Origin of the sequence: Paraburkholderia diazotrophica (genome assembly GCF_038900755.1) — a bacterium.
GTDB lineage: Bacteria > Pseudomonadota > Gammaproteobacteria > Burkholderiales > Burkholderiaceae > Paraburkholderia > Paraburkholderia diazotrophica_A.
The window spans coordinates 873,870-897,413 of record NZ_JBBPEN010000002.1; the positions used below are offsets into that span (position 1 = coordinate 873,870).

The 23,544-nt window shown below is 64.4% G+C and carries 22 protein-coding genes; 12 read left to right on the forward strand and 10 right to left on the reverse strand.

Annotated features, from left to right (window positions below):
- The gene (locus AABE10_RS09280) at window positions 1-1,608 is read right to left on the reverse strand and encodes an efflux transporter outer membrane subunit (RefSeq protein WP_342932953.1); all 1,608 of its coding nucleotides are present in this window, start codon (window positions 1,606-1,608) and stop codon (window positions 1-3) included.
- A gap of 161 nt (window positions 1,609-1,769) precedes the next feature.
- Between AABE10_RS09280 and AABE10_RS09285 the strand changes: the two genes are divergently transcribed.
- On the forward strand, window positions 1,770-2,708 hold the full coding sequence (locus AABE10_RS09285) for a LysR family transcriptional regulator (protein WP_342932954.1): 939 nt from the start codon (window positions 1,770-1,772) through the stop codon (window positions 2,706-2,708).
- Window positions 2,709-2,940: 232 nt separating this feature from the next.
- A complete protein-coding gene (locus tag AABE10_RS09290) occupies window positions 2,941-3,099 on the forward strand; it encodes a hypothetical protein (protein ID WP_342932955.1) in 159 nt (52 codons plus the stop codon).
- A 52-nt stretch (window positions 3,100-3,151) separates the two neighbouring features.
- On the opposite strand, the gene AABE10_RS09295 is transcribed toward AABE10_RS09290, so the two are convergent.
- The 4 genes from AABE10_RS09295 to wrbA all read right to left on the reverse strand — a co-directional run bounded on the left by AABE10_RS09295 (window position 3,152) and on the right by wrbA (window position 6,641).
- Window positions 3,152-4,015, reverse strand: a complete 864-nt coding sequence (locus tag AABE10_RS09295) for a metallophosphoesterase (protein ID WP_342932956.1) — start codon at window positions 4,013-4,015, stop codon at window positions 3,152-3,154.
- Between the two features lie 27 nt (window positions 4,016-4,042).
- Window positions 4,043-5,470 carry an FAD-binding oxidoreductase gene (locus tag AABE10_RS09300; protein ID WP_342932957.1) on the reverse strand — a complete coding sequence of 476 codons (1,428 nt, stop codon included), beginning with the start codon at window positions 5,468-5,470 and terminating at the stop codon, window positions 4,043-4,045.
- Window positions 5,471-5,607: 137 nt separating this feature from the next.
- On the reverse strand, window positions 5,608-6,036 hold the full coding sequence (locus tag AABE10_RS09305) for a DUF2069 domain-containing protein (RefSeq protein WP_342933094.1): 429 nt from the start codon (window positions 6,034-6,036) through the stop codon (window positions 5,608-5,610).
- A 2-nt stretch (window positions 6,037-6,038) separates the two neighbouring features.
- Window positions 6,039-6,641, reverse strand: coding sequence for an NAD(P)H:quinone oxidoreductase (wrbA, locus tag AABE10_RS09310; protein WP_342932958.1), 603 nt, complete (start codon window positions 6,639-6,641; stop codon window positions 6,039-6,041).
- 153 nt (window positions 6,642-6,794) lie between these two features.
- Between wrbA and AABE10_RS09315 the strand changes: the two genes are divergently transcribed.
- Window positions 6,795-8,156, forward strand: coding sequence for a YihY family inner membrane protein (locus AABE10_RS09315; RefSeq protein ID WP_342933095.1), 1,362 nt, complete (start codon window positions 6,795-6,797; stop codon window positions 8,154-8,156).
- A gap of 81 nt (window positions 8,157-8,237) precedes the next feature.
- On the opposite strand, the gene AABE10_RS09320 is transcribed toward AABE10_RS09315, so the two are convergent.
- From AABE10_RS09320 to AABE10_RS09330, 3 genes are all read right to left on the reverse strand, one after another.
- Window positions 8,238-8,561 (reverse strand): Mpo1-like protein, encoded by a 324-nt coding sequence (locus AABE10_RS09320; protein ID WP_342932959.1) that lies wholly within the window; start codon window positions 8,559-8,561, stop codon window positions 8,238-8,240.
- A 129-nt stretch (window positions 8,562-8,690) separates the two neighbouring features.
- Complete coding sequence (locus tag AABE10_RS09325; RefSeq protein WP_342932960.1) at window positions 8,691-9,548, reverse strand: alpha/beta hydrolase; 858 nt, start codon at window positions 9,546-9,548, stop codon at window positions 8,691-8,693.
- A complete protein-coding gene (locus AABE10_RS09330) occupies window positions 9,545-10,906 on the reverse strand; it encodes an O-acetylhomoserine aminocarboxypropyltransferase (RefSeq protein WP_342932961.1) in 1,362 nt (453 codons plus the stop codon). The genes AABE10_RS09325 and AABE10_RS09330 overlap by 4 nt, the downstream gene beginning before the upstream one ends.
- A gap of 377 nt (window positions 10,907-11,283) precedes the next feature.
- Between AABE10_RS09330 and AABE10_RS09335 the strand changes: the two genes are divergently transcribed.
- The 4 genes from AABE10_RS09335 (at window position 11,284) to AABE10_RS09350 (ending at window position 16,673) form a co-directional block, all read left to right on the forward strand.
- The gene (locus tag AABE10_RS09335) at window positions 11,284-11,751 is read left to right on the forward strand and encodes a CBS domain-containing protein (protein WP_087733662.1); all 468 of its coding nucleotides are present in this window, start codon (window positions 11,284-11,286) and stop codon (window positions 11,749-11,751) included.
- 204 nt (window positions 11,752-11,955) lie between these two features.
- Window positions 11,956-13,893 carry an MFS transporter gene (locus AABE10_RS09340; RefSeq protein ID WP_342932962.1) on the forward strand — a complete coding sequence of 646 codons (1,938 nt, stop codon included), beginning with the start codon at window positions 11,956-11,958 and terminating at the stop codon, window positions 13,891-13,893.
- A gap of 145 nt (window positions 13,894-14,038) precedes the next feature.
- Window positions 14,039-15,139, forward strand: a complete 1,101-nt coding sequence (gene aroC, locus AABE10_RS09345) for a chorismate synthase (RefSeq protein WP_342932963.1) — start codon at window positions 14,039-14,041, stop codon at window positions 15,137-15,139.
- Window positions 15,140-15,209: 70 nt separating this feature from the next.
- The gene (locus AABE10_RS09350; RefSeq protein ID WP_342932964.1) at window positions 15,210-16,673 is read left to right on the forward strand and encodes a tetratricopeptide repeat protein; all 1,464 of its coding nucleotides are present in this window, start codon (window positions 15,210-15,212) and stop codon (window positions 16,671-16,673) included.
- Window positions 16,674-16,768: 95 nt separating this feature from the next.
- Here AABE10_RS09350 and AABE10_RS09355 read toward each other — a convergent pair whose 3' ends face one another.
- A complete protein-coding gene (locus AABE10_RS09355; RefSeq protein WP_342932965.1) occupies window positions 16,769-18,439 on the reverse strand; it encodes an electron transfer flavoprotein-ubiquinone oxidoreductase in 1,671 nt (556 codons plus the stop codon).
- 186 nt (window positions 18,440-18,625) lie between these two features.
- Between AABE10_RS09355 and AABE10_RS09360 the strand changes: the two genes are divergently transcribed.
- Both AABE10_RS09360 and AABE10_RS09365 read left to right on the forward strand, forming a co-directional pair.
- Window positions 18,626-19,402, forward strand: a complete 777-nt coding sequence (locus AABE10_RS09360; protein WP_090872002.1) for an SDR family oxidoreductase — start codon at window positions 18,626-18,628, stop codon at window positions 19,400-19,402.
- A 243-nt stretch (window positions 19,403-19,645) separates the two neighbouring features.
- Window positions 19,646-20,074 (forward strand): acyl-CoA thioesterase, encoded by a 429-nt coding sequence (locus AABE10_RS09365; RefSeq protein WP_342932966.1) that lies wholly within the window; start codon window positions 19,646-19,648, stop codon window positions 20,072-20,074.
- 68 nt (window positions 20,075-20,142) lie between these two features.
- Here the strand turns inward: AABE10_RS09365 and AABE10_RS09370 are convergent, their stop codons facing one another.
- On the reverse strand, window positions 20,143-20,688 hold the full coding sequence (locus tag AABE10_RS09370; protein WP_342932967.1) for a PAS and helix-turn-helix domain-containing protein: 546 nt from the start codon (window positions 20,686-20,688) through the stop codon (window positions 20,143-20,145).
- Between the two features lie 290 nt (window positions 20,689-20,978).
- Between AABE10_RS09370 and AABE10_RS09375 the strand changes: the two genes are divergently transcribed.
- The 3 genes from AABE10_RS09375 (at window position 20,979) to AABE10_RS09385 (ending at window position 23,484) form a co-directional block, all read left to right on the forward strand.
- Entirely contained in the window at window positions 20,979-21,683 is a 705-nt protein-coding gene (locus AABE10_RS09375; RefSeq protein ID WP_342932968.1) for a CoA transferase subunit A, read from the forward strand.
- Window positions 21,684-21,685: 2 nt separating this feature from the next.
- Entirely contained in the window at window positions 21,686-22,327 is a 642-nt protein-coding gene (locus AABE10_RS09380) for a CoA transferase subunit B (RefSeq protein WP_342932969.1), read from the forward strand.
- A 236-nt stretch (window positions 22,328-22,563) separates the two neighbouring features.
- The gene (locus AABE10_RS09385) at window positions 22,564-23,484 is read left to right on the forward strand and encodes an alpha/beta hydrolase (RefSeq protein ID WP_342932970.1); all 921 of its coding nucleotides are present in this window, start codon (window positions 22,564-22,566) and stop codon (window positions 23,482-23,484) included.
- Window positions 23,485-23,544 lie beyond the last annotated feature (60 nt).

The window sequence follows — 23,544 nt, forward strand, 5'->3', positions numbered from 1 at the left end:
TTAGCGGACGGTGGACGCGCCCGTGGTCGCGTGGCTCGATGCGCTGTTCGACGCGTCCTTCGACGCGTCAGCCGTCGAGGCGGCCGCGCGGTCCGCCGTGCCGTCGTTGTCTTTTCCCTTGCCCTTGCCATGCGCGGGCAGCACGTCCTTTTGCGTCGGGCCGTCGGCGGGATCGATCAGGCCGCCGCCGAGTGCGGTGACGAGCGTCGCGTGCGCCGACAACTGCTCGGCCTGCACCTTCGCGACGCCTTCCTGCGCGCGCAGCAATTGCGTCTGCGCGATCAGCACGTTCACGTAGTCCGTCAGGCCGCGCCGATAACCTTCGCGTGCAAGCTGGTAGCTCCTGTTCGCCGTCGCGACGGAACGCTGTGCGTCCTTCAGCTGAGTATCGAGCGAGCGCATGCGCACGACCTCGTCGGCGATTTCCTTGAGCGCGGTGACGATCGTCTGGTTGTACTGCTCGACGGCCACGTCGTATCCCGCCGATGCCGCCCCCAGTTGCGAGCGCAGGCGTCCCCCTGTGAAGATCGGCAGCGACAGCGCGGGGCCCGCCGTCCAGCCGCCCGACGCCGACTTCAGAAAGCCGAACAGCGGCCCCATCGCCGCATAGCCGCCGACGGACGCGAGCAGATCGATGTTCGGATAGAAGTCGGCCTTCGCGACGTCGATGCCGCGCGCCTGCGCGGCGACCGTCCAGCGCGCGGCGACGATGTCGGGGCGATGGCCGATCAGTTCGGCGGGCAGCGTCGACGGCAGGCCGGCGAACGCGGACAGCGACAGCCGCGGGCGCGTGATCGAATCGCCGGCGCCCGGACCCTTGCCCGCAAGCGCGGCGAGCTGGTTGCGGCCAAGCGCGATCGATTCCTCGATTGCGTCGATCTGACGTTCGTATTCGGGCAGCGGCGCTTCCGCCTGCGCGACTTCGAGTTGCGTGCCGATGCCGCCTGTCAGGCGCCGGTTCGCCAGCGCGGCGACTTGTTGCTGCTGTTCGAGCGTCGACTTCGCGATATCGAGCAGCGCGTAGTTCAGCGACATGTCGATGTAGGCGCGCACGATGTTCGATTCGAGTTCGAGCTGCGCGGCGCGGTAGTCGGCGGCGCGCGCGTGCGCGACGTCGAGCGCCTGTTCGGCGGCGTTCTTGTCCTTGCCCCACAGGTCGAGGTGATACGACAGGCCGAGCTCCGCCGTGTTGTTCCACGATTCCTGGCCGGCGAGCGGGCCGGGGCCGTAAAAGACGTTGTCCGGCCATTGCTTGCGCTGGACCTGCATGCTGCCGTTGACCTGCGGCAGCAGCGCGGACTTCGCGACGCCCGCCATCGACTGCGCCTCGCGCACGCGCGCTTGCGCCGCAGCGAGCGACGGATTGCCGGCTTGCGCCGTTTCGATCCATGCGTTCAGCTGCGGATCGGCATAGGCGCGCCACCAGTCGGCGGCGGGCCATTGGGCGTCGGCATTGGCCGCGCGGATCGCGGCGCCGACGTCGAGGGTGGCGGGATCGGTGCGGGTCGATTCGGGAGCAATGTGCCCGGTACTCGCACAGCCGGCGATTATCAACGAGATCGTAAGAACCGACAGTGCGGCGATCCCTTTTCTTACCGGAAACTGCACGATTTGCTCCCCAAAAGACTATATAAGCTTGGGCGTCATTATATTTTTCGGGTAATTAAGGAATAACCCGTAAGGATGCAACGCATACTTACGGAGAATGTGATAATCGTCTTTCTAAATCATGCAACAATCCTTCCCGTACAGAGAGATGGGATTCGAAAATGGATACGCTTCAGAACATGCGCGTATTTGTCCGCGTCGTCGAAGCGGGCAGCTTTACGGGCGCGGCCCAGCACCTCAACACGACGACGGCCTATGCGTCGCGTGCCGTGTCCGATCTGGAGGCGCATCTGCGCACGCGTCTGTTGAACCGCACGACGCGCCGCATCGCGCTCACGGAAGCGGGCGAACGCTATCTGCAGCGCTGCGAGCAGATCCTCGCGTACGTCGATCAGGCGGAAGCCGAAGCCAGCGACGCGCATGCGCGTCCGTCGGGCAAGCTGAAAGTCCATGCGATGACGAGCTTCGGCCAGCACTACGTGGTGCCCGCCGTGGGCCGGTATCAGCGGCGCTATCCCGATGTCCACCTCGAACTGACGCTCGCCCAGCGCATGCCCGACCTACTCGACGAAGGCTATGACGTCGCGCTCGTGCTCGCGCAGAGCCTGCCGGATTCAGGGCTCGTGTCGCAGCGCCTGGGCAGCGCGTTCAGCATCGCGTGCGCGTCGCCCGATTATCTGGAGCGCAACGGCGTGCCGCAGACGCTCGCCGATCTGCGCGGCCATACGTGCCTCCAGATGATCACGCCCGTCATGCCCGCCGACGAATGGACGTTCGACGGTCCCAACGGCCAGGAGACGCTGCATCTCGGCGCGACCACGTTCCAGATCAACGTCGCGGAGGCGATGGCCGTGGCCGTGCGCGAGGGGATGGGCGTCGCGGTGCTGCCGATCTATTCGGCGATCGCGGGGCTGCGCAGCGGCGAACTCGTGTGGATTCTCCCCGAGTACATCTCGCAGGAGATGAACGTGTATGCGCTATATCCGTCGCGGCAGTACCTGGACGCGAAGATCCGCACATGGGTCGAATTCCTGCGCGACGAACTGCCCGCGACGCTTGCCGCCGATCAGGCCGAATTGCGCAAGTTCGCGCGCACCTGACACAGGCGGGCGCGGCGCGATGTGCGGCACGCGGCATGCGACGTGTGGTGTGTGATGTACCGCGTGATGCGGAAAAGCGCAGGAAGGACGCAGGAAAGACCTTTGACGCTCTGTTACATCCCGCCGTTGCGCCGCAACACTTCCTTACTTCATGGCGGCATCGGGTTTGCTAACGTTTCGTCAACGCCGAGAGCTTCCGGCACGCAGGCACATCTGAAACGAAGAGGAAATCATGGATACGCATCTGATGATCGGCGTCGCCGTCATGCTCGGACTGATCGGAATTGCAGCGTCGCGCGACATTCTGCGGCGGCTGCGGCCCCAGGCGCGGCTCGCGCCCGTGCGCGCCGGACAGCCCGCGCGGCGCTCGCGCGACGCCAGCAGCATGTAATCGGCGGACGGCAGGTCTTGAGCAGACCCTCAAGCAGGTTCTCCGGCAGCCATTAGAGTTCGACGACCTTGTCCCACGCGAACTCGTCATTTTCGAGCCGACGCGTGCGGCGGTCGATATAGCCGCGCGGATTGCAGACGACGCGCGTGCCGTTCTCCACGTAATCGAAGGCCGTGTGCGTGTGCCCATGCACCCACAGCGCGACAGGCGCGCGCACGAGCGACGGCAAATGATTCACGAAGCCCGCCGACACCGGGTCGTCCGCGTAACGCTCGGCGAGACTGCGCCGATGCGGCGCATGGTGCGTAACGACGATCGTCTTGCCGCCGAACGGTTTGGCCAGTTCCGTTTCGAGCCACGCCCGCGCGTGCCGGTGAAGCGCGAGTGTATCGGCGGGGGTCAGGTTGCGCGGCATGTTGTCCTGTACGCGGTGCTGTATGCGGTTCGCGCGTTGCGGGGCGGCTGGGTTGTCGGCATCGTTGTCCGCCGTCCACGTCACCTGAATCAATCCGCGATAGTCGAGCATCACGCGCTCGGCGGCTGCGATCGATGTCGCGCGCGAATCTTCATCGGCGCCATACAGGTCGAAGTCGGTCCATAGCGTCGTGCCGAGCACGCGCCAGTTGCCATCCGGATCGACGAGCGTCGCATTGTTGAGAAAGTGCACATTGTCGACGCTCGCGGCCGCGTCGTGCATCGCCGCTTCGAGCGCGCCGAACTCGCCGTCGTAGTACTCGTGATTGCCCGGCACGTAGACGACGGGCACCGCGCCGTCGAACGTTTCTGCCGCCCAGCGCAACCCTTCGGCGTGGTTGTGAATGTCGCCCGCCAGCACGACGAGATCGGCGTTTGCATGCGGGATCACTTGCGGCTCGTCGCACTCGAGATGCAGGTCGGACAGCACGCGAATCTTCATAAACGCCTCTCGTCGATACCGATGCTCTTAGCGTAGCACCTTGCCGGGATTCATCAGGTTGAGCGGATCGAACGCCGTTTTCAGTGTCTTCATCAGACGCACTTCGACTTCCGGCTTGTAATGCGCGGCTTCGTCGATTTTCAGCTGCCCGACTCCATGCTCCGCGCTGATGCTGCCGCGATGCCGATGCACGCTTTCGTAGACGATCTGATTCATCGCGCTCTGGTACTGGGCGAGAAACGCTTTCGCATCGACGCTTTCCGGTGCCTGCACGTTGTAGTGCAGATTGCCGTCGCCGAGATGGCCGAACGTGACCATGCGCGCGCCCGGCACGGCCTTCGCGATCGCGGCATCGGTTTCGTCGATGAAGTGACCGATGCGCGAAATGGGCACGGCGATGTCGTGCTTGATGTTCAATCCTTCTTCGGCCTGCGCGAGCGGAATGTGCTCGCGCAGATTCCAGAATGCCTTCGATTGCGCGAGATTCTCGGCGACCACGGCATCTTCGACGAGATTGTCTTCGAGCGCCGTCTCCATCAGCCGCTCGAAAAGGGCGCGCGCGTGCTCCTCGCTTTCGCTGTCCGACAGTTCGAGCAGCACGATCTGCGCATGCCGTCGCGCGAACGGATAGCGCATCTGCGGGAAATGCTTGCCCACGAGTTGCAGGCAGAAATCCGACATCAACTCGAAGCCCGTCAACAGCGGCCCGGCGTCACGCTGTGCGAGCGACAGAAAATCCAGCGCGGCATGCGGCGACGGCAGCGCGGCGAGCGCGGTCACGCGCGCGGCCGGCTGCGGATGCAGCTTCATCACGGCAGCCGTGATGATGCCGAGCGTGCCTTCCGCGCCGATGAAAAGATCGCGCAGATCGTAGCCCGTATTGTCCTTGCGCAGTCCGCGCAGCCCGTCCCACAGCTCGCCGTGCGGCGTCACTACTTCGAGGCCGAGACACAACTCGCGCGTGTTGCCGTAGCGCAGCACGCCCGTGCCGCCCGCGTTCGTCGACAGGTTGCCGCCGATCGAGCAACTGCCTTCCGCCGCGAGGCTCAGCGGGAACAGGCGTCCCGCCGCTTCGGCGCGTGCCTGCATGTCCGCAAGCACGACGCCCGCTTCGACGGTGATCGTGTTGTTGTGCGGATCGACGTCGCGCACGCGATTCAGGCGCTTGAGACTCAGCACGGCTTGCGCGCCGCTTTCATCCGGTGTGGCGCCGCCGGCGAGGCCGGTATTGCCGCCTTGCGGCACGATCGCGACGCGGTGCTCGTTCGCGAGCCGCATGAGCGCGGCGACCTCGTCAGCCGTCGACGGACACAGCACCGCGCACGCGCGGCCCGTGTAGCGGCGGCGCCAGTCGGTCAGAAAGGGCGCGGTGTCGTGCGGATCGGTGAGGACGTGCGCGGCGCCGATGGCATCGATGCATGCGGCGACGAAGGGCGAAGTAGCGGCGGAATTCATGTTGGTCGGTCAGAACGGGTAGGGCATGTTCGGCTCGTGCGCGAATCGGTTCGCGCGGGTGGCCGCCGTGGCTATGGCGGCCACTGGGTCATCGGGGCGCTGCGCGGCGGGGCTGGCGTCGCGCGGCGGCGGGCAACTCAGGCTGAACCGCTTGCAGGGCCGCTTGCTGGTTCATTCTCGCGCGCACGGCGTTTCGCCGCGCGCTTGAACGGCGCGACATAGACGAGCGCGCAGACGAAGAACGTCGCGGCGAGCAGCACCTCGCACCAGCCGAGGCGGGCGCTCAAGCCGCGGTCGGACATGCCGCGCACGATGCCTTCCATCAGATACAGCAGGCTCAGCATCGACGCCCATTGCAGCGTATAGAGCCGCTTGCGGACCACGCCCGGCAGCGCAAGCAGCAGCGGCACGGCCTTGAGCGCCAGCAGCGAGCCGCCTGGGCGCAATGGCGCGAGCAACCATTCCCACGCGACGCACAGCGCGATCAATGCAACGAGCGCAAGCGCCGCGCCCGATGCGGCGGCGCGATTGCCCGGCGCGCTCATGCCTGCTGCGTCGCGCGGCATGTTCACGGCCGCTCGCTCATCGACGCCGCCGCGCGGGCGACGCGCGCGCCCAGCGCAATTGCGAGCGTTTTCTCGTCGGCGGAAATGCCGTGGCCCGCCGAGTCCGCGCGCGCGAAATGCGATGCGCCATACGGCGTGCCGCCCGTGAGCGTGGTGGTCAGCGTGCTTTCGGTGTACGGAATGCCGAGAATCATCATGCCGTGATGCAGGAGCGGCAGCATCATCGACAGCAGCGTCGATTCCTGGCCGCCGTGCAGACTGCCTGTCGACGTGAACACGCAGGCCGGCTTGCCCGCGAGCGCGCCCGAGAGCCACTGCGGCGTGGTGCCGTCGAGAAAGTATTTGAGTGGCGCGGCCATGTTGCCGAACCGCGTCGGCGAGCCGAGCGCGAGTCCCGCGCATTCTTCGAGATCGCGCAGTTCCGCGTAGGGCGGGCCTTCTTCCGGGATGTCGGGCTGCGTGGCCTCGCAGACCGTCGAGACGGGCGGCACCGTGCGCACGCGCGCCTGCATGCCGGGGACGCTGTCGATGCCGTGCGCGATCGCCAGCGCGAGTTCGCGCGTGGCGCCGTGCCGGCTGTAGTAAAGCACGAGGATGTCTTTCATAGGCGTTTGCAGTGAACGGGTATTATAGGGGTGGGTCCGTTGACGGTGCCGCGAGTCTGTCGGCGTTCATCTCTTTTGCTTGCGGTCCGCTTTCGCGATGAGCGCTTTGGAATGAATTTTCGAACGCCTGATGATGCGTCGGCCGTCGCGCGCATGCAGGCGCGTGTATCGAAGTCGAAAGTGGAGGAGGTCGTCTTGTTGTCCAGGTTGCGTCTCGATCTTGACGCGCTCAAGCGTCTCGCGGAATTCGCCGCGAAGCGCAGCGGCGAGGATCGCATCCCGCAGGTGGCTGGCAGTCTGACGTTCACGACGATGCTGTCGCTGGTGCCGCTCGCGACGGTCGCGTTCGCGCTCTTCACGGCGTTCCCGATCTTTGCGCAATTCCAGGCGTCGCTACAGACTTTTCTCGCCGAACACCTGATGCCCGATCAGGTCAGCAGCCAGATCTTCAAATATCTGAACCAGTTCGCATCGAAGGCGAAGGGGCTGACCACGCTCGGGATGATCGTGCTGTTCGTCACGTCCGTGATGACGATGATGACGGTCGAATCCGCGTTCAATGTGATCTGGCGCGTGCGCAAGGCGCGGCCGTTCGCGCAGCGCGTGCTGGTCTACTGGGCGATCCTGACGCTCGGACCGATTCTGATCGGCGTGAGCCTGTCGATCTCGTCGTATCTGTTCACGCAGTCGATGAGCTATACGGCCGCGCAACGCATCACGCCGCTGATCGAATGGGCGCTGGCGGGCGCGGCGCTGCCGCTGACGGTGCTCGCATTCACGCTGCTCTACATGTTCTTGCCGAACTGCCGCGTCGAGTGGCGCGATGCGATTGTCGGCGGCGTGACGGCCGCGATCGCGTTCGAGATTGCGAAGCGCGGCTTCGGCTTCTACATCCGACGCATTCCCACTTATACGGCCGTGTACGGCGCGTTCGCCGTCGTACCGCTATTCCTGCTGTGGATGTACCTCAGCTGGTTCATCACGCTCGCGGGCGCGATGATCGCGTCGGCACTGCCCGCGATACGCATCGGGCAGTTTCATCGCCGGGACTTTCCCGGTAGCGATCTTCTCGATTCGCTCGAACTGCTGGCGCGCCTTGCCGAGGCGCGCGACGCGGGCTCGCACGGCTACACGGTGCCCGAACTCGCTCGCGCATTGCGGCGCGATCTGGCGACGACCGTGCGCCTGTTGCAGCAACTGGAGGCGATCGACTGGATCGTCCAGCTCGACGAGGACGGCCAGCGGCCGCATTTTCTGCTGGTCGCGAATCCGAATCAGATCACCGTCAAGCGACTCTTCGACCTGTTCGTGATCGACCGTGACGAACTGGCTTATCAGCTGAAACTCGATTCGACGCGCGTCGACAGTGCGATGCTGCTCGCCGCGCTCGATACCGAGCGGCTCAACGTGTCGCTCGCGAGCTTGCTGGCGGCGCGGGCGGCTTCTCGCGGGATTGCGCAGCAGCCTCCGACGGACGCGAACGGCACGCCCGCGTGGCCACAGCAGACGGCTTGAATCTGTTTGCCTTCAACTGCTGTTCTTGACTGTCGCTTCGAGGCTTCCGCGCTATCTTGCGCATTTCATCCGGCCCCTACGCTAGAGCGAAATGCGCCCCGTGCAGATGTCCTTGAACATCACCCAGTCGCCCATCAGGCTATAGACGGGATGCCGGAATGTCGCGGGCCTGTTCTTCTCGAAGAAGAAGTGCCCGACCCACGCGAACCCATAGCCGCACACGACGGCAGCGGGCAGCCATAGCCAGTCGCCCGTCGCGACGGCCATCGCGACGCAGCCAATCACACCTAGCGACCCGATGAAATGCAGCCGCCGCGACATCGCGTTGCGATGCTCGGTCAGATAGTACGGATAGAACTCCGCGAAGCTCGCGAAGTGTGCGTCGTGCGTTGTCTGATGGCTCATGATCGCCTCCATTGCCTGCCGGCATCGGGCGTAGCGGCCGTCTCCGCGCAGACATGAATTCATTGTGCTGCTATCGACAGGCGCGTGCAACCTGGCCATTCGGCATATGGCGCGCGCTTTCCGGCACAGTTAATGTGCAGCGATGGGTGACGCAGGCGCACGGTTGGAAGTGCGTGTGGTCGCAAACGTGTAGAGCGCGTCGAGCGTCGCGTCGGGCTGCTCGGACATCAGCGCGTGACCGGCGTCGAGCGTGATCGTATCGACGGGCACGTGCGCTTCGCGCAGCGCGTCGGCGAGCGCTTTGGCCGCGCGCGGCGGCGTCATCACGTCGCGGCGGCCGACGATCAGGCGCACTGGGCACGTCACTTGCGCAGCGCGGGCGAGGCCGTCCGTGTATGCGTTGCACGCGCTGAAGTCGGTATGAAAGAGCTGCGGCTCGCCCGTTGCCGACACGCGCTCCATCAGCCGCTGGTTCATGCCGTGCAACCAGAAGCCGGGCGCAGGGCACGACGGCTTCGCGGCGACGGTCGAATGCGACCACTGGTTCACCATCTCGATCGCTTCCGGCTCGCGCTCGCGGGCGGCGTGGAGCAGCGTATCGGAAACAGCCATCGGCACGGCCGTCGCGACGAGGGCGATGTGCGTCGCGCGCGGCGGGTAGCGTGCCGCGAAGTCGAGCGCAACGAGCGAACCCATGCTGTGTCCGGCGACAAACGCGCGCGCGACGCCCAGCGCGTCGAGCAACCCGGCCAGCCAGTCGGCCATCGCGCCGATGCTGGTCAGCGCGGGTCCGGCGCTGCGATGATGGCCGGGCAGATCGACGGCGAGCACGTTGAAGCCGTGATGCGCGAAGTAGCGGGTCTGCAGCGCCCACACGCTGTGATCGTGTTCAGCGCCATGAATGAAGACGGCCGTGGGCAGCGCGGCATCGAATGCCTTGCCGCCCGTGTATGCATAGGCCGGTTTGCCGTTCACGTCGACGATCATGCGGACTCCTTGCGTCCGGCGCCCGCCGGCTGGTTGGCGGATTGCGGGGCGGATTGACGGGGGGAACCGCCAGCGGACTTCTGCGCGGCCTTGAGCGCGCGCTTGAGGTCGTCGATCAGATCGTCGGGGTCTTCGAGGCCGATCGAAAGGCGGATCGTGCCCTCCGCGATGCCCGCCGCGGCGAGGGCGGCGGCGTCCATGCGGAAGTGCGTCGTCGATGCCGGGTGGATGACGAGCGAGCGGGCGTCGCCGACATTCGCCAGATGCGAGAACAGCGACAGCGCTTCGATGAACGCGCGGCCGGCGGCGCGGTCGCCGCGAAGGTTGAAGCTGAAGACGGCGCCCGCGCCGCGCGGCAGCAGGCGTTGGGCGAGCGCATGGTCCGGATGCGTGAGCAGTTCCGGATACGCGACGGATTCGACGGCAGCATGCGCGGCCAGAAATTCGACGACCTTGCGCGTATTCGCCACATGTCGTTCCATTCGCAAGGGCAGCGTTTCGATGCCTTGCAGCAGTTGCCACGCGGCTTGCGGATGCAGGCACGCGCCGAAGTCGCGCAGCCCTTCGCGTCGCGCGCGCAGCAGGAAGGGCGCGACGGTGCTTTCCTCGGCGAACACCATGCCGTGAAAGCCATCGTACGGTTCCGTGAATTCGGGGAAGCGTCCCGAGGCCTCGAAGTCGAACGTGCCGCCGTCGACGAGCACGCCGCCGATCGTCGTGCCGTGGCCGCCGAGGAACTTGGTCGCCGAGTGGTAGACGAAATCGGCGCCGTGATCGAACGGCTTCAACAGATATGGCGTGGTGAACGTCGAATCGACCAGCAGCGGCGCGTGGTGCTCGTGCGCGATCTGCGCGACTGTCGCGATGTCCAGAACGTCGAGGCCCGGGTTCCCGAGCGTCTCGCCGAACAGCAGCTTCGTGTTCGGACGCAGCGCGGCGCGCCATGCATCGATATCGCCGGGCTTCACGAACGTCGTTTCAATGCCGAAGCGCGGCAGCGTGTAGCTGAGCAGGTTGTGCGAGCCGCCGTACAGCGCGCTCGATGCGACGATGTGCGAGCCCGCGCCCATCAGCGTCGCGATGGCGAGGTGCAGCGCAGCCTGGCCGCTCGCCGTGCCGATCGCGCCCGCGCCGTTTTCGAGCGCGGCGACGCGCTCTTCGAACACGGCGACAGTCGGGTTCGAGATGCGCGAATACACATGGCCCGCGCGCTCCATGTTGAAGAGCGCGGCAGCATGATCGGAGTCGCGGAACGAGAACGACGTGGTCTGATAGATAGGCGTCGCGCGTGCTCCCGTCGCGGGGTCGGGGGCGGCGCCCGCATGCAGCGCAAGCGTGTCGAAACGGTTGGCAGGCATCGTGGACGACCGGGCGTCGGCGGCCCGGCGAAGATGAAAGTGACGGCCATCGTATCACCGGGCCGCGCGCGAACCACTCCGTTTTCGCCCGCATGGCGACGCGCGCGCCTGCATGCTTCCGCTAAGCGCCTCGGTGTTGCCGAGCGCATGGACCGCGCTCGACGACTGTTCCTGCGTGCCCGTGAGCGCCGTCTGTCGGACGTTCGGTCGCGCGCTATCGTCCGTCCCGTCCGCTTTCCTTTTGCGGGCCTTTCCGCTAGCATCGAAAGTCAGTCATGCCCTTAATGCTTCACCGGGCCTCATCTGCCACCATGTTGCATGGGACCAGAGCAGCGTAATGCGCCAAGGCGCCAACTCTGGTCGACAGGAGACAAATCATGCGAGTCAGCGACATTCTGAAGGTCAAGGGCAACACCCTGTTCACGGTCACACCCGACACGCCGCTCAACGAGGCCGTCAATACGATGGCCGAGCACGACATCGGCTCGCTCGTCGTGATGGAGTATGGCGATCTCGTCGGCATGCTGACATTCCGCGAGATCATCCTGGTGTTGAGCCGCAACGGCGGCAGCGTCGGCGGCACGACGATCCGCAAGATCATGGACGACCATCCGCTCACGTGCACGCCCGAAACGGATGTCAACGAAGTGCGCCGCATGATGCTCGAGCATCATGTGCGCTATCTGCCTGTCATGGAAAGTCGCGCGCTGATGGGCGTGATTTCGTTCTACGACGTCGCGAAGGCTGTCGTCGAAGAGCAGGGCTTCGAGAACCGGATGCTGAAGGCCTATATTCGCGACTGGCCCGCAGAAGACGAGCCGCAGCAGGAGCAGCCCTCGCGCTGATTTTCGTTGGTCTGTCTTTGGCCTGTCGTTTGGCATCGTCGCCTCGACGTGTTGGCTGGCCGGCTTGCAGCGCGCCGATATGCCGCTGTCGCATGACTGAACCATCCTCGAAGCGCGCGCGAAAAGCGTGCGCTTTTTTTGTGTCCGCCATTCGCGCAATGCCGCTGTGAATTTGTGCGAACCCGGCCCACTGTCAAGCATTCGATGAGCGATCGTCCGTTGTCCACCGCCCAACGTGCCCGGCGCTCCGCTCGCGAGCACGGCTCGCAGTTCCGCCTGTTGCGCGAGCGCCGTTTCGCGCCGTTTTTCTGGACGCAGTTTCTCGGCGCGATGAACGACAACGTGTTCAAGATCGGCTTTACGTCGCTCGTCACGTATCAGGCCGCGCGATTCTCAGGCGTGAATGCGGACACCGCAGCCTTTCTGATTTCGGCGATCTTCATTCTGCCGTTCGTCCTGTTTTCGGCGACATCGGGGCAGGTCGCCGACAAGTACGACAAGGCGATGCTGACGCGCTTCGTGAAGACCTTTGAGATCGGTGTGATGCTGGTCGGCGGCGCGGGCTTCTGGCTGCACGACGCGCTGCTGCTGTATCTGTGCACGTTCCTGATGGGCGTCCATTCGACGGTGTTCGGCCCCGTCAAGTACGCGTATCTGCCGCAGCATCTGGACAAATCGGAACTGGTCGGCGGCAACGGCATGGTGGAGATGGGCACATTCGTCGCGATTCTGCTCGGCACGATTGCGGGCGGCGCGGCGGCGGGGTCGCAGGTGCACGGCGCGGCGATCCTCGCGTTCGGCTGCGTGGCGATCGCGCTGATCGGGCGCGTGGCGTCCGGCTTCGTGCCGCAATCGGCGCCGTCGCAGCCCGATCTGCGCATCAACTGGAATCCGATCAGCGAAACCTGCCGCAATCTGAAGTTGGCGCGCGAAAACCGGACCGTCTTTCTGAGCCTACTCGGAATTTCCTGGTTGTGGTTTGTCGGCGCGACGTTTTTGTCATCGTTCTTTCGTTTCGCGAAGGACGTGCTGTCCGCGAACCCCGATGTCGTCACGGTGCTGCTCGCGACATTTTCGATCGGAATCGGCACGGGGTCGCTGCTGTGCGAGCGGCTGTCGAAGAAGCGCATCGAAATCGGCCTCGTGCCGCTCGGCTCGATCGGCATCAGCGTGTTCGCGATCGACCTGTTCTTCGCGAGCCACGCGTTGCCGAAAGCCGCGCATCTGCTGACGGTCGCCGAGTTCATGTCGCTGCCCGCGCATTGGCGCGTGCTGGCCGATCTGTTCCTGCTCGCGATGTTCGGCGGCTTCTACAGCGTGCCGCTCTATGCGCTGATCCAGAGCCGCAGCCAGCCGAGCCATCGCGCGCGGATCATTGCGGCGAACAATATCCTCAACTCGCTGTTCATGATCGTGTCGTCGCTGATGGCCGTCGCGCTGACGTCTGCGGGTGTCGGCATTCCGGGGCTGTTTCTCGTCACGGCGCTGCTCAACGTGATCGTTGCTGTCTACATCTATTCGCTCGTGCCCGAGTTCCTGTTGCGCTTCATCGCGTGGCTGCTCGTGCATACGTTCTATCGGATTCGTCTCGTTCACGCCGAGCGCATTCCCGAAGAGGGCGCGGCCGTGCTCGTATGCAATCACGTGAGCTATGTCGATGCGATCGTGATCATGGCCGAGAGTCCGCGGCCGATCCGCTTCGTGATGGACCATCGGATATTCCGCACGCCATTTGCCGGCTGGCTGTTCAGACACGCAAAGGCAATTCCGATTGCCCCCGCGCACGAAGACGGGGAAATGCTCAAGCGAGCTTACGATGCCTGCGCAGAGGCGCTCGACGATGGCGATCTCGTCTGCATTTTTCCCGAAGGCAAGTTGACCAGCACGGGCGACATGAATCCGTTCCGCCACGGCGTGTCGGAAATCCTGCGGCGCGCGCCCGCGCCCGTCGTACCGATGGCGTTGCGCGGCCTGTGGGGGAGCGTCTGGTCGCGCAGCGCCGATGCGCGGTTTCCGCGTCCGATCCACAAGGGCGTGATGAGCCGTCTGACGCTGGCCGTCGGCGAGCCGCTCGAACCCGCGCAGGCGACACCCGAAGTCCTTCAGCAGATCGTGTCCGAATTGCGCGGCGCACGAAAATAAACGTTTCAGGCGTGGCCGACCGCCGCGCGGCGCAACGCGCTTTCGTGCGTTTGTCCTATAACGATCGCCCGAGTCCCCGCGCGCCACGGCGGGGCGGCGGGGCTGGCATAATAACGCTCTCCCCGCATTTCTTTGGACGACGCTCATGTCCGGCAATACCCTCGGTACGCTCTTCACCGTCACGACCTTCGGCGAATCGCATGGCCCGGCCATCGGCTGTGTGATCGACGGCTGCCCGCCGGGCATGCCGCTCGCCGAGTCCGACATCCAGTTCGAACTCGATCGCCGCAAGCCGGGCACGTCGCGGCACGTGACGCAGCGCCAGGAAGAAGACAAGGTCGAGATCCTTTCGGGCGTCTTCGAGAGCAAGACGACGGGCGCGCCCATCGCGCTGCTGATCCGCAACACGGACCAGCGCAGCAAGGACTACGGCAACATCGCGGAAACCTTCCGTCCGGGCCACGCCGACTACACCTACTGGCAGAAGTACGGCATCCGCGACTATCGCGGCGGTGGCCGTTCGTCCGCGCGGCTGACGGCGCCGACGGTCGCGGCGGGTGCCGTCGCGAAGAAATGGCTGCGCGAGAAGTTCGGCACCGAGATTCGCGGCTATATGGCCGCGCTCGGCGAGATCGACGTGCCGTTCGTCGACTGGCAGCACGTGCGCGAGAATCCGTTCTTCGTGCCGAACGCGGACATCGTGCCGCAACTCGAAGCGTATATGGACGCGTTGCGCAAGGACGGCGATTCGATCGGCGCGCGCATCAATGTGGTGGCGTCGGGCGTGCCTGTCGGCCTTGGCGAGCCGCTTTTCGACCGGCTCGACGCCGACATCGCGCACGCGATGATGGGCATTAACGCGGTGAAGGGCGTCGAGATCGGCGCGGGCTTCGCGAGCGTCGCGCAGCGCGGTTCGGTGCATGGCGACGAACTGACACCGGAAGGTTTCGTCGGCAATCACGCAGGCGGCGTGCTCGGCGGCATTTCGACGGGGCAGGACATCACGGTGTCGATCGCGATCAAGCCGACGTCGAGCATCCGCACGCCGCGCCGCTCGATCGACAAGAACGGGCAGCCCGCCGTCGTCGAAACGTTTGGGCGACATGATCCGTGCGTCGGCATTCGCGCGACGCCGATCGCCGAGGCGATGCTTGCGCTCGTGCTGATCGACCATGCGCTTCGGCATCGCGCGCAGTGCGGCGATGTCGTCGTCGATACGCCGAAGATCGCGGCCAGCGCGCCCTGAAGTCGAATAGTCAAAAGCCGGCTTCGCAGGCTCGCTGGGTATCGACGGGGCGGTCAGCATGAGTCATAACGTGAATCACAACGACTCCGCGCGCGCCGACGCACTGGCGCAGCTTTACGCGCGCACGGCGGCGACCGACGCCGTCGCATCGGACTGGCTCGCGCTCGGCAAAGCGCTGCTGGCTGGGGCGAACGGCGACAAGTCACGGCTGAGCCAGGCGGTGGATGCACTTGTGCGCGCGTACCGGCTCGACGCGAATTGCGACGCGCGGCTGCTGCACGAGATCGCGCAGACGGCCTTCATCCTGCGGGACTGGGCGCTCGTCGAATCGGCGACGGCGCTGCTGTTGGGTTGCAACGCCAGCGACGCGAATGCGCTCGTCTGGCGCTCGGCCGCTTTCCAGCAACGCGACGATTTCCCCGAAGCCCAGCGTTTGCTGCATGAGGCCGCGCGGGCCGCGCCGGGCAACCACATCGTGTTGCACAAGCTGGCGTTGTGCATCAAGGAGCAGGGCCGTTTCGCCGAAGCCGAGGCGCTGCTGCGACGCGTGCTGGAACTGACGCCGAATAATGCGCATGCGCTGTTCGATCTGTCGGAGCTGGAAATGCGCGCGGGACGATATGCGCAAGGCTGGCTCGACTATGAAGCGCGCGTCGCCTTCGCCGACGATGTGAACGGCGCGAAAGCGGCGCTTGCTGCGATCAGTCCCAACTGGCGCGGTGAGTCGCTGACGGGCAAGACGCTCGTCGTGTATGGCGAGCAGGGCAACGGCGATTGCCTGTGGTCCGTGCGCTTTCTGCATCCGCTCGCCGAACGCGCGCAACGCGAAGGCGGCCGCGTGATCTTCGGCTATGCGGGCCCGATGCAGCATCTGTTCGAACGCATGCTGCCGGCCGGCATCAGGCTTGAAACGAGCCTCGAGACGAAGCCGGATTTTCACTGTGGGCTGATGAGTTTGCCGCTGCGGCTCGGCATCGACGATCCGTCTGCGTGGGGGCGTCCGTATCTGAGCGCCGATTCCGCGCGTGCCGGGCTGTGGCGCGAGCGTGTCGCGGGCGCTGCGAAGGCGGGGAACAAGACGATCGGCCTCGTATGGAACGGGAATCCCGATCATATCCGCGATGCGCGACGCTCGATTCCCGTCGAACTGCTTGCGCCGCTTTTGAACGTGCCGCGCATCACGTACTTTGCGGTCTCGCCGGGGCGTCATGCGACCGTCGAGCGATGGCGAGCGCAGGGCGTCGATATCGTCGATCCGACCGCGCACTTCGAAGCCGGCTTCGACGATGTGGCCGCGCTGCTCGTGAATCTCGATGCGCTCGTGACCATCGACAGCGGTCCTGCACACCTGGCAGGCGCGCTCGGCGTGCCGACGTGGCTGATGATCGATTACGTGTCCGCGTGGTTCTGGGGCGAGGAGATGGAGCATACGCCGTGGTATCAGACGGTCGAGCTGTTTCGCCAGCCGTCCGTCGGCGTGTGGGTGCCCGTTATCGATCGGGTGCGAGCGCGGCTGGAGTCGCTTGCGGCGTGAATCGCGTGTGTGTCGGCAGTCGTCACGTGGTCACGTCGTCACGCAAAAACGCCGCTCCAGGAGCGGCGTTTTTGTTCGTCCAGACGCGATGCGCGTCACATGTTCGGATAATTCGGACCGCCTCCGCCTTCCGGCGTCACCCACACGATGTTCTGCGTCGGGTCCTTGATGTCGCACGTCTTGCAGTGCACGCAGTTCTGCGCGTTGATCACCAGGCGCTCACTGCCGTCGTCGTTCTTCACGAACTCGTACACGGCAGCGGGGCAGTAGCGGCCCTCGGGCCCCGCATAGGTTTGCAGATTCACCTTCACGGGAACGGACGGATCTTTCAGCGTCAGATGCGCAGGCTGGTTCTCTTCGTGATTCGTGTTCGAGATGAACACCGACGAGAGCCGGTCGAATGTGAGCTTGCCGTCAGGTTTCGGATACTCGATCGGCTTGCACTGCGACGCCGGCTTCAGCATCTCATGATCCCAATGCTGGTGATGCAGCGTCCACGGCACGTTGCCGCCCAGCAGCTTCTGCTCGATGCCGACCATCAGCGTGCCCAGGTACAGGCCCTTGCTCATCCACTGCTTGAAATTGCGCGCGCGATACAACTCGGTGTGCAGCCATGAAGTCTTGAACGACTCGGGATACGCGGCGAGTTCATCCGATTGGCGGCCCGCCTGAACCGCATCGAACGCGGCATCGGCGGCGAGCATCCCTGTCTTGATCGCCGCATGCGAGCCCTTGATCCGCGATGCGTTCAGGAAGCCCGCATCGTCGCCCACAAGTGCGCCGCCCGGAAACACGAGCTTCGGCAGCGACATCAGTCCGCCCGCCGTGATCGCGCGCGCGCCGTACGACACACGCTTGCCGCCTTCGAGGAACTTGCGGATTTCCGGGTGCGTCTTGTAGCGCTGGAATTCTTCGAACGGCGACAGATACGGATTCGAATAGCCGAGGCCGACCACGAAGCCCACCATCACCTGATTGTTGTCGATGTGGTAGAGGAAGGAGCCGCCGTACGTCTGCGTGTCGAGCGGCCAGCCGGCCGTATGAATCACGAGACCGGGCTTGTGCTTCGACGGATCGATTTCCCACAGTTCCTTGATGCCGATGCCGTAGACCTGCGGATCGGCGCCGTCGCGCAGCCTGAATTTCTCCGACAGCTGACGGCCCAGATGCCCGCGCGCGCCTTCGCAGAACAGCGTGTACTTCGCGTGCAGTTCCATGCCGAGCTGGAAGTTCCCGGTTGGCTGGCCGTCCTTGCCGATGCCGAGGTTGCCCGTCGCGACGCCCTTCACGGAGCCATCGTCGTTGTACAGCACTTCCGCCGCCGCGAAGCCCGGAAAGATCTCGACGCCCACCGCTTCCGCCTGTTGCCCGAGCCAGCGCGTCACGTTCGCGAGGCTGATCACGTAGTTGCCGTGATTCTTGAAGTTGTCGGGCAGCGCCCAGTTCGGCACGGACTTCGCGCCCGTTTCGGAGAGGAACAGAAAGCGGTCTTCCGTCACCTCGACGTCCAGCGGCGCGCCTTTTTCCTTCCAGTCCGGAATCAGTTCGTTCAACGCGCGCGGGTCCATCACCGCGCCCGAGAGGATATGCGCCCCGATTTCCGAGCCTTTTTCGAGCACACAGACGCCAATCTCGACGCCTTTTTCCGACGCGCGCTGCTTCAGACGAATGGCCGCCGACAGGCCCGCCGGGCCGCCGCCGACGATTACCACGTCATATTCCATCGATTCGCGGCCGTACTGCTCGATCAGGCTTGCGGGGGTCATTGATGCTCCTCTTACCGTTAGAATGCTTTTTTCGGGATCGTATTGTCATTGAACGATCCCTGCGCTGCAACACAAAGAGGCGAGATTAGCACGACCGTACTATTATTGTGACTGAGGATTGACCCCAATGCCTGCGCGGCGCGTGGGCGTGCATCCCGGTACATCCATGTTCCAAGGAAAACGACAATGGGCCGTTCGATCAATCTGGAAGGCAAGGTGGCGCTGATTACGGGCGCATCGAGTGGACTGGGCAAGCGGTTTGCCATGGTGCTGTCGCAAGCGGGCGCAAAGGTCGTGCTGGCAAGCCGACGCATCGAACGTCTGAAGGAATTGCGCGCCGAGATCGAGGCGTCGGGCGGAGCCGCGCACGTCGTCTCACTCGACGTGACCGATTATCAGAGCATCAAGTCGGCCGTCGCGCACGCGGAGACAGAAGCGGGCACGATCGATATTCTCGTCAACAATTCGGGCGTATCGACGACGCAAAAGCTGACCGACGTGACCCCCGCGGACTTCGAATACGTGTTCGACACGAATACGCGCGGCGCATTCTTCGTCGCGCAGGAAGTCGCCAAGCGGATGATCATGCGCGGCGGCGGCTCGAACAAGCCGCCGTATCGGATCATCAATATCGCGTCGGTGGCGGGCTTGCGCGTGCTGCCGCAAATCGGGCTCTACTCGATGAGCAAGGCGGCCGTGGTCCACATGACGAAGGCCATGGCGCAGGAGTGGGGCCGCCACGGCATCAACGTGAACGCGATCTGCCCCGGTTACATCGATACCGAGATCAATCACCATCACTGGTCGACCGATCAGGGGCAAAAGCTGATTTCGATGCTGCCGCGGCATCGCGTGGGCAAGCCGGAAGATCTCGACGGGCTGTTGCTGCTGCTCGCCGCCGATGAATCGCAGTTCATCAACGGTTCGGTGATCGCCGCCGACGATGGTTTCGGTCTTTCGTAAACGCCGGCAGGCAATCGTTTGATTGACACGCTTGCCTGTTGGCTTCAGAGCAGAAACGCGCGAAAAGCGCGATCATTGATGCCCATGTGCAGCGTCGGCATAGCGCCGACGTTGCACGAACCTGACGTTGTACAAGCGTCAAACCTTTTAGCCGCTGCAATTCGCGGGTCGTGCGCCCGCTGCAGTATGCGGCCCGCGCAGTTCCGTTTTCACGATTCAGATCCAAACCGTAGAAGAAGTGCGATGAGCGATTACCACCCCGTTTTTGAAATGTCGATGCCGATCCGCTGGGGCGACATGGACGCGTTCGGCCATGTGAACAACACGGTCTATTTCCGCTACATGGAGCAGGTGCGGATTTCCTGGTTCGAGCAGTTGGGCATCGCGGGCGGCAACGGCGAAGGGCAGGGGCCAGTGATCGTGAATGCGTCGATGGAATTCCTGAAGCAGCTGCACTATCCCGGCGACGTGATCGGTCGCATGACGGTGGGCACGCCGGGCCGCAGCAGCTTCGATACGCGCTTCGAGCTGTTCCGCGCCGACGATCCCGACACGCTCTACGCGCGTGGCTCCGCGAAGTGCGTGTGGATCGACTACGCGGCAGGGAAGTCGGCGCCGCTTCCCGATCTGCTGCGCTCGACCATCGAAAGCGCCCAGCTCGTCAAGGCCTGAGCGTTACCTACCCGTTCGATGCGCGCCGGCTCTCGCAGCCGGCGTTTCTTCCAGTCGAAAGTCGCAAGTCAATTGCCGAGCAGGCGCTGCAGCAGTTCGGTTGCGTTGCCCGTGCCGTATTTGCGCATCAGCCGCGCGCGGTAGACGTCCACTGTCCGCGAGCTGATGTCGAGAATCCGGCCGATCTGCTTGCTCGTTTTCCCCGTCACCAGTTGCGCGGCGATCTCGCGCTCGCGCGGCGTCAGCTCGACGGCGACGCGCCGCGTCGCGCTCAGATCCTCGAAAGTCCAGACGCCCGCTGCATGCGGTACGGACAGATCGAGCGAGCGCCCCGTCACATGGCACCAGAACAGCTCGCCGTTCGCGCGCTTCATGATGCGGTCGTCGGCGTAGCTGCCTTGCGCCGTCATGATGGGCGGGATGCGCTCTCCGATGCGCTCGAATTCACCCGGCGACGGATACAGCACCGCGAACGATTGCCCCAGCAACGACTCGCGCGAACGGCGGAAGATGGCGGCGACCTGCTCGTTGCAATCTTCGATGATCCGCTCGCGCGACAGCACGAGGCCGATCGGCGCAAGGTGAAAAGCGGTTTGGTAATCCAGTTCGGGCATGAAATCAGACGGTGCGACTACTTATGTATTTTTGCGTATTGTGCCGCAACACGGCCGCATCGTACCCTTTCGGCACATCACAAGATGCGCGGCTGGCGCGGCGAGGATTTGTACGCATCGCGCCACCGTTCGCCGCAGATGACTAGAATGACGTTTCGGGCTGTGCCCGCAGCGCCCCGGCAGCCGGCTCGTGCAAGCGCAATGGCGAGCAGGAGCGGGCGCGAGCCGACACAAGAACGGCGTCGCATCGATCCGGATTTCGGGTATCCAATCAAGGAAGGGACACACTGATGAATAAAGTCTACGCAAGCGCGGCCGCCGCGCTCGAAGGCATCGTCAAGGACGGGCAGACATTCGCCGTCGGCGGCTTTGGGCTGTGCGGCATTCCTGAAGCGCTGATCGCTGCCCTGCGCGACTCGGGCGTCAAGGGCATCACCTGCATCAGCAACAACGCGGGCGTCGACGGCTTCGGCCTCGGCCTGCTGCTGGAAACACGCCAGATCAGGAAGATGATCTCGTCGTACGTCGGCGAGAACAAGGAATTCGAGCGCCAGTATCTGGCGGGCGAACTCGAGCTGGAATTCACGCCGCAAGGCACGCTCGCCGAAAAGCTGCGCGCCGGCGGCGCGGGCATTCCGGCGTTCTACACGAACACGGGCTACGGCACGATCATCGCGGAAGGCAAGGAAACGCGCCAGTTCGGCGAGAACCACTACGTGCTCGAACCGTCGCTCACAGCCGACGTGGCGCTCGTCAAGGCATGGAAGGCCGACAAGTCGGGCAACCTGATCTATCGCCGCACCGCGCGCAACTTCAATCCGATGTGCGCGATGGCGGGCAAGATCACGGTCGCGGAAGTCGAAGAGATCGTCGAGACGGGCGAACTCGATCCGGACGCGATCCACACGCCGGGTATCTTCGTGCAGCGCCTCGTGCTCAACGCGCACCCGGAAAAACGCATCGAACAACGCATCGTCCGCGCGAAAGGAGAGTAAACATGGCTTGGAATCGTGACCAGATGGCCGCGCGCGCGGCGCAGGAACTGCAAGACGGCTTTTATGTGAACCTCGGCATCGGCCTGCCGACGCTCGTCGCCAACCACGTGCCCGCAGGCATGGAAGTGTGGCTGCAGTCGGAAAACGGCCTGCTCGGCATCGGCCCGTCGCCGTATGAAGACGAAGTGGACGCGGACCTGATCAACGCCGGCAAGCAGACGGTGACGACGCTGCCGGGCTCGTCGATTTTCTCGTCGGCTGACTCGTTCGCGATGATTCGCGGCGGCCACATCAACCTGGCGATTCTCGGCGCGATGCAGATCAGCAAGAAGGGCGATCTGGCGAACTGGATGATCCCCGGCAAGATGATCAAGGGCATGGGCGGCGCGATGGACCTCGTCGCGGGCGTGAAGAAAGTGGTCGTGCTGATGGAGCACGTCGCAAAGGGCGACCAGCACAAGATTCTCGAAGAATGCACGCTTCCGTTGACGGGCGTGGGCGTGGTCGATCGGATCATCACCGACCTTGGCGTGATCGACGTGGTCGACGGCGGGCTGAAGCTGGTCGAACTGGCTGACGGCGTGAGCGTCGACGAGATCAAGGCGAAGACGGGCGCGCCGCTCGATACGAGCGCAGTGAGCTGAGTCTCTTCGTTCGACTTTGCGTCGAAGCGGTTATCTGGAGCAGTTGTCGAAAGCGGGCGCGATGCAAGTCGCGCCCGTTTCGTTTTGTCCTCATGCGTTGAGGCGCGCGTTTGCTGGCATCGTGCTTTCGTCCTATGCCTTCATGCCGATGAGCGCGCGAGACGAAGCGGTTTAGAATCGATCGTGTTCCGTGCGCCTTTCACGCACGCTGCCGCCTTTCGATCGAGGGAACTCTGATGACCGCTACGCCCGTCGCCGTTTCGCCCATTGTCGACACCACTGTGCCCCGTCAGCGCTATGTGCAATGCGCGAGTCCTGCGGGGCTGCACCGCATCGCGTACACCGAATGGGGCGCGCCCGATAATCCGCGCGTGCTCGTGTGCGTGCATGGGCTGACGCGTTCCGGCCGTGACTTCGACCGGCTCGCGGCGGCACTGTCGCCGGTGTATCGCGTGGTGTGTCCGGATGTGGTCGGACGTGGCTTGTCTTCATGGCTCGCCAACCCCACGTACTACGGCATCCCGCAATACGTCGGCGATATGGTCACGCTGATCGCGCGGCTCGGCGTCGAGACGGTTGACTGGTTCGGCACGTCGATGGGCGGGCTGATCGGCATGGCGTTCGCCGGTCTGAAGGAATCGCCGATACGCAAGATGATCGTCAACGATGTTGGCCCGCATGTGGAGCCGGTCGCCATCGAGCGCATCGGCAGCTATCTCGGGCAGCCGGTGTCGTTCGCCACGCAGCAGGAAGCGATCGACCACGCCGCGTTGCTTGCTCAATCGTTCGGGCCGTTGACGCCGGACGAATGGCGCGAGATCAACACGCCGCTCGTGCACGAGCGCGATGGCGCCTGGCGCTTTCGTTACGATCCGCGCATCGCGGAGCCGTTCACGCAGACCACCCCTGAACTGGCGGCACTCGGCGAGGCGGCGCTATGGCAGTCGCTCGCTTCGACCGAAGGGCCCGTGCTCGTCGTGCGCGGCGAGCGATCGGATCTTTTGTCGCGCGAAACGGTCGCGAAAATGGTCGAGAAGGGGCGCAATGTATCGAGCGTCGAAATCCCGGGAGCAGGCCATGCACCGGCCTTTCTTTCGGCTGATCAGATCGATATTGCGAAACGGTTCCTCATCGGAAATAGCGCCGACGCGTCATAATATGAGATTGGCGCGCGCGTAGATTGACCGCTGCTCGATCGCGATCGGCGCATCGCGCGC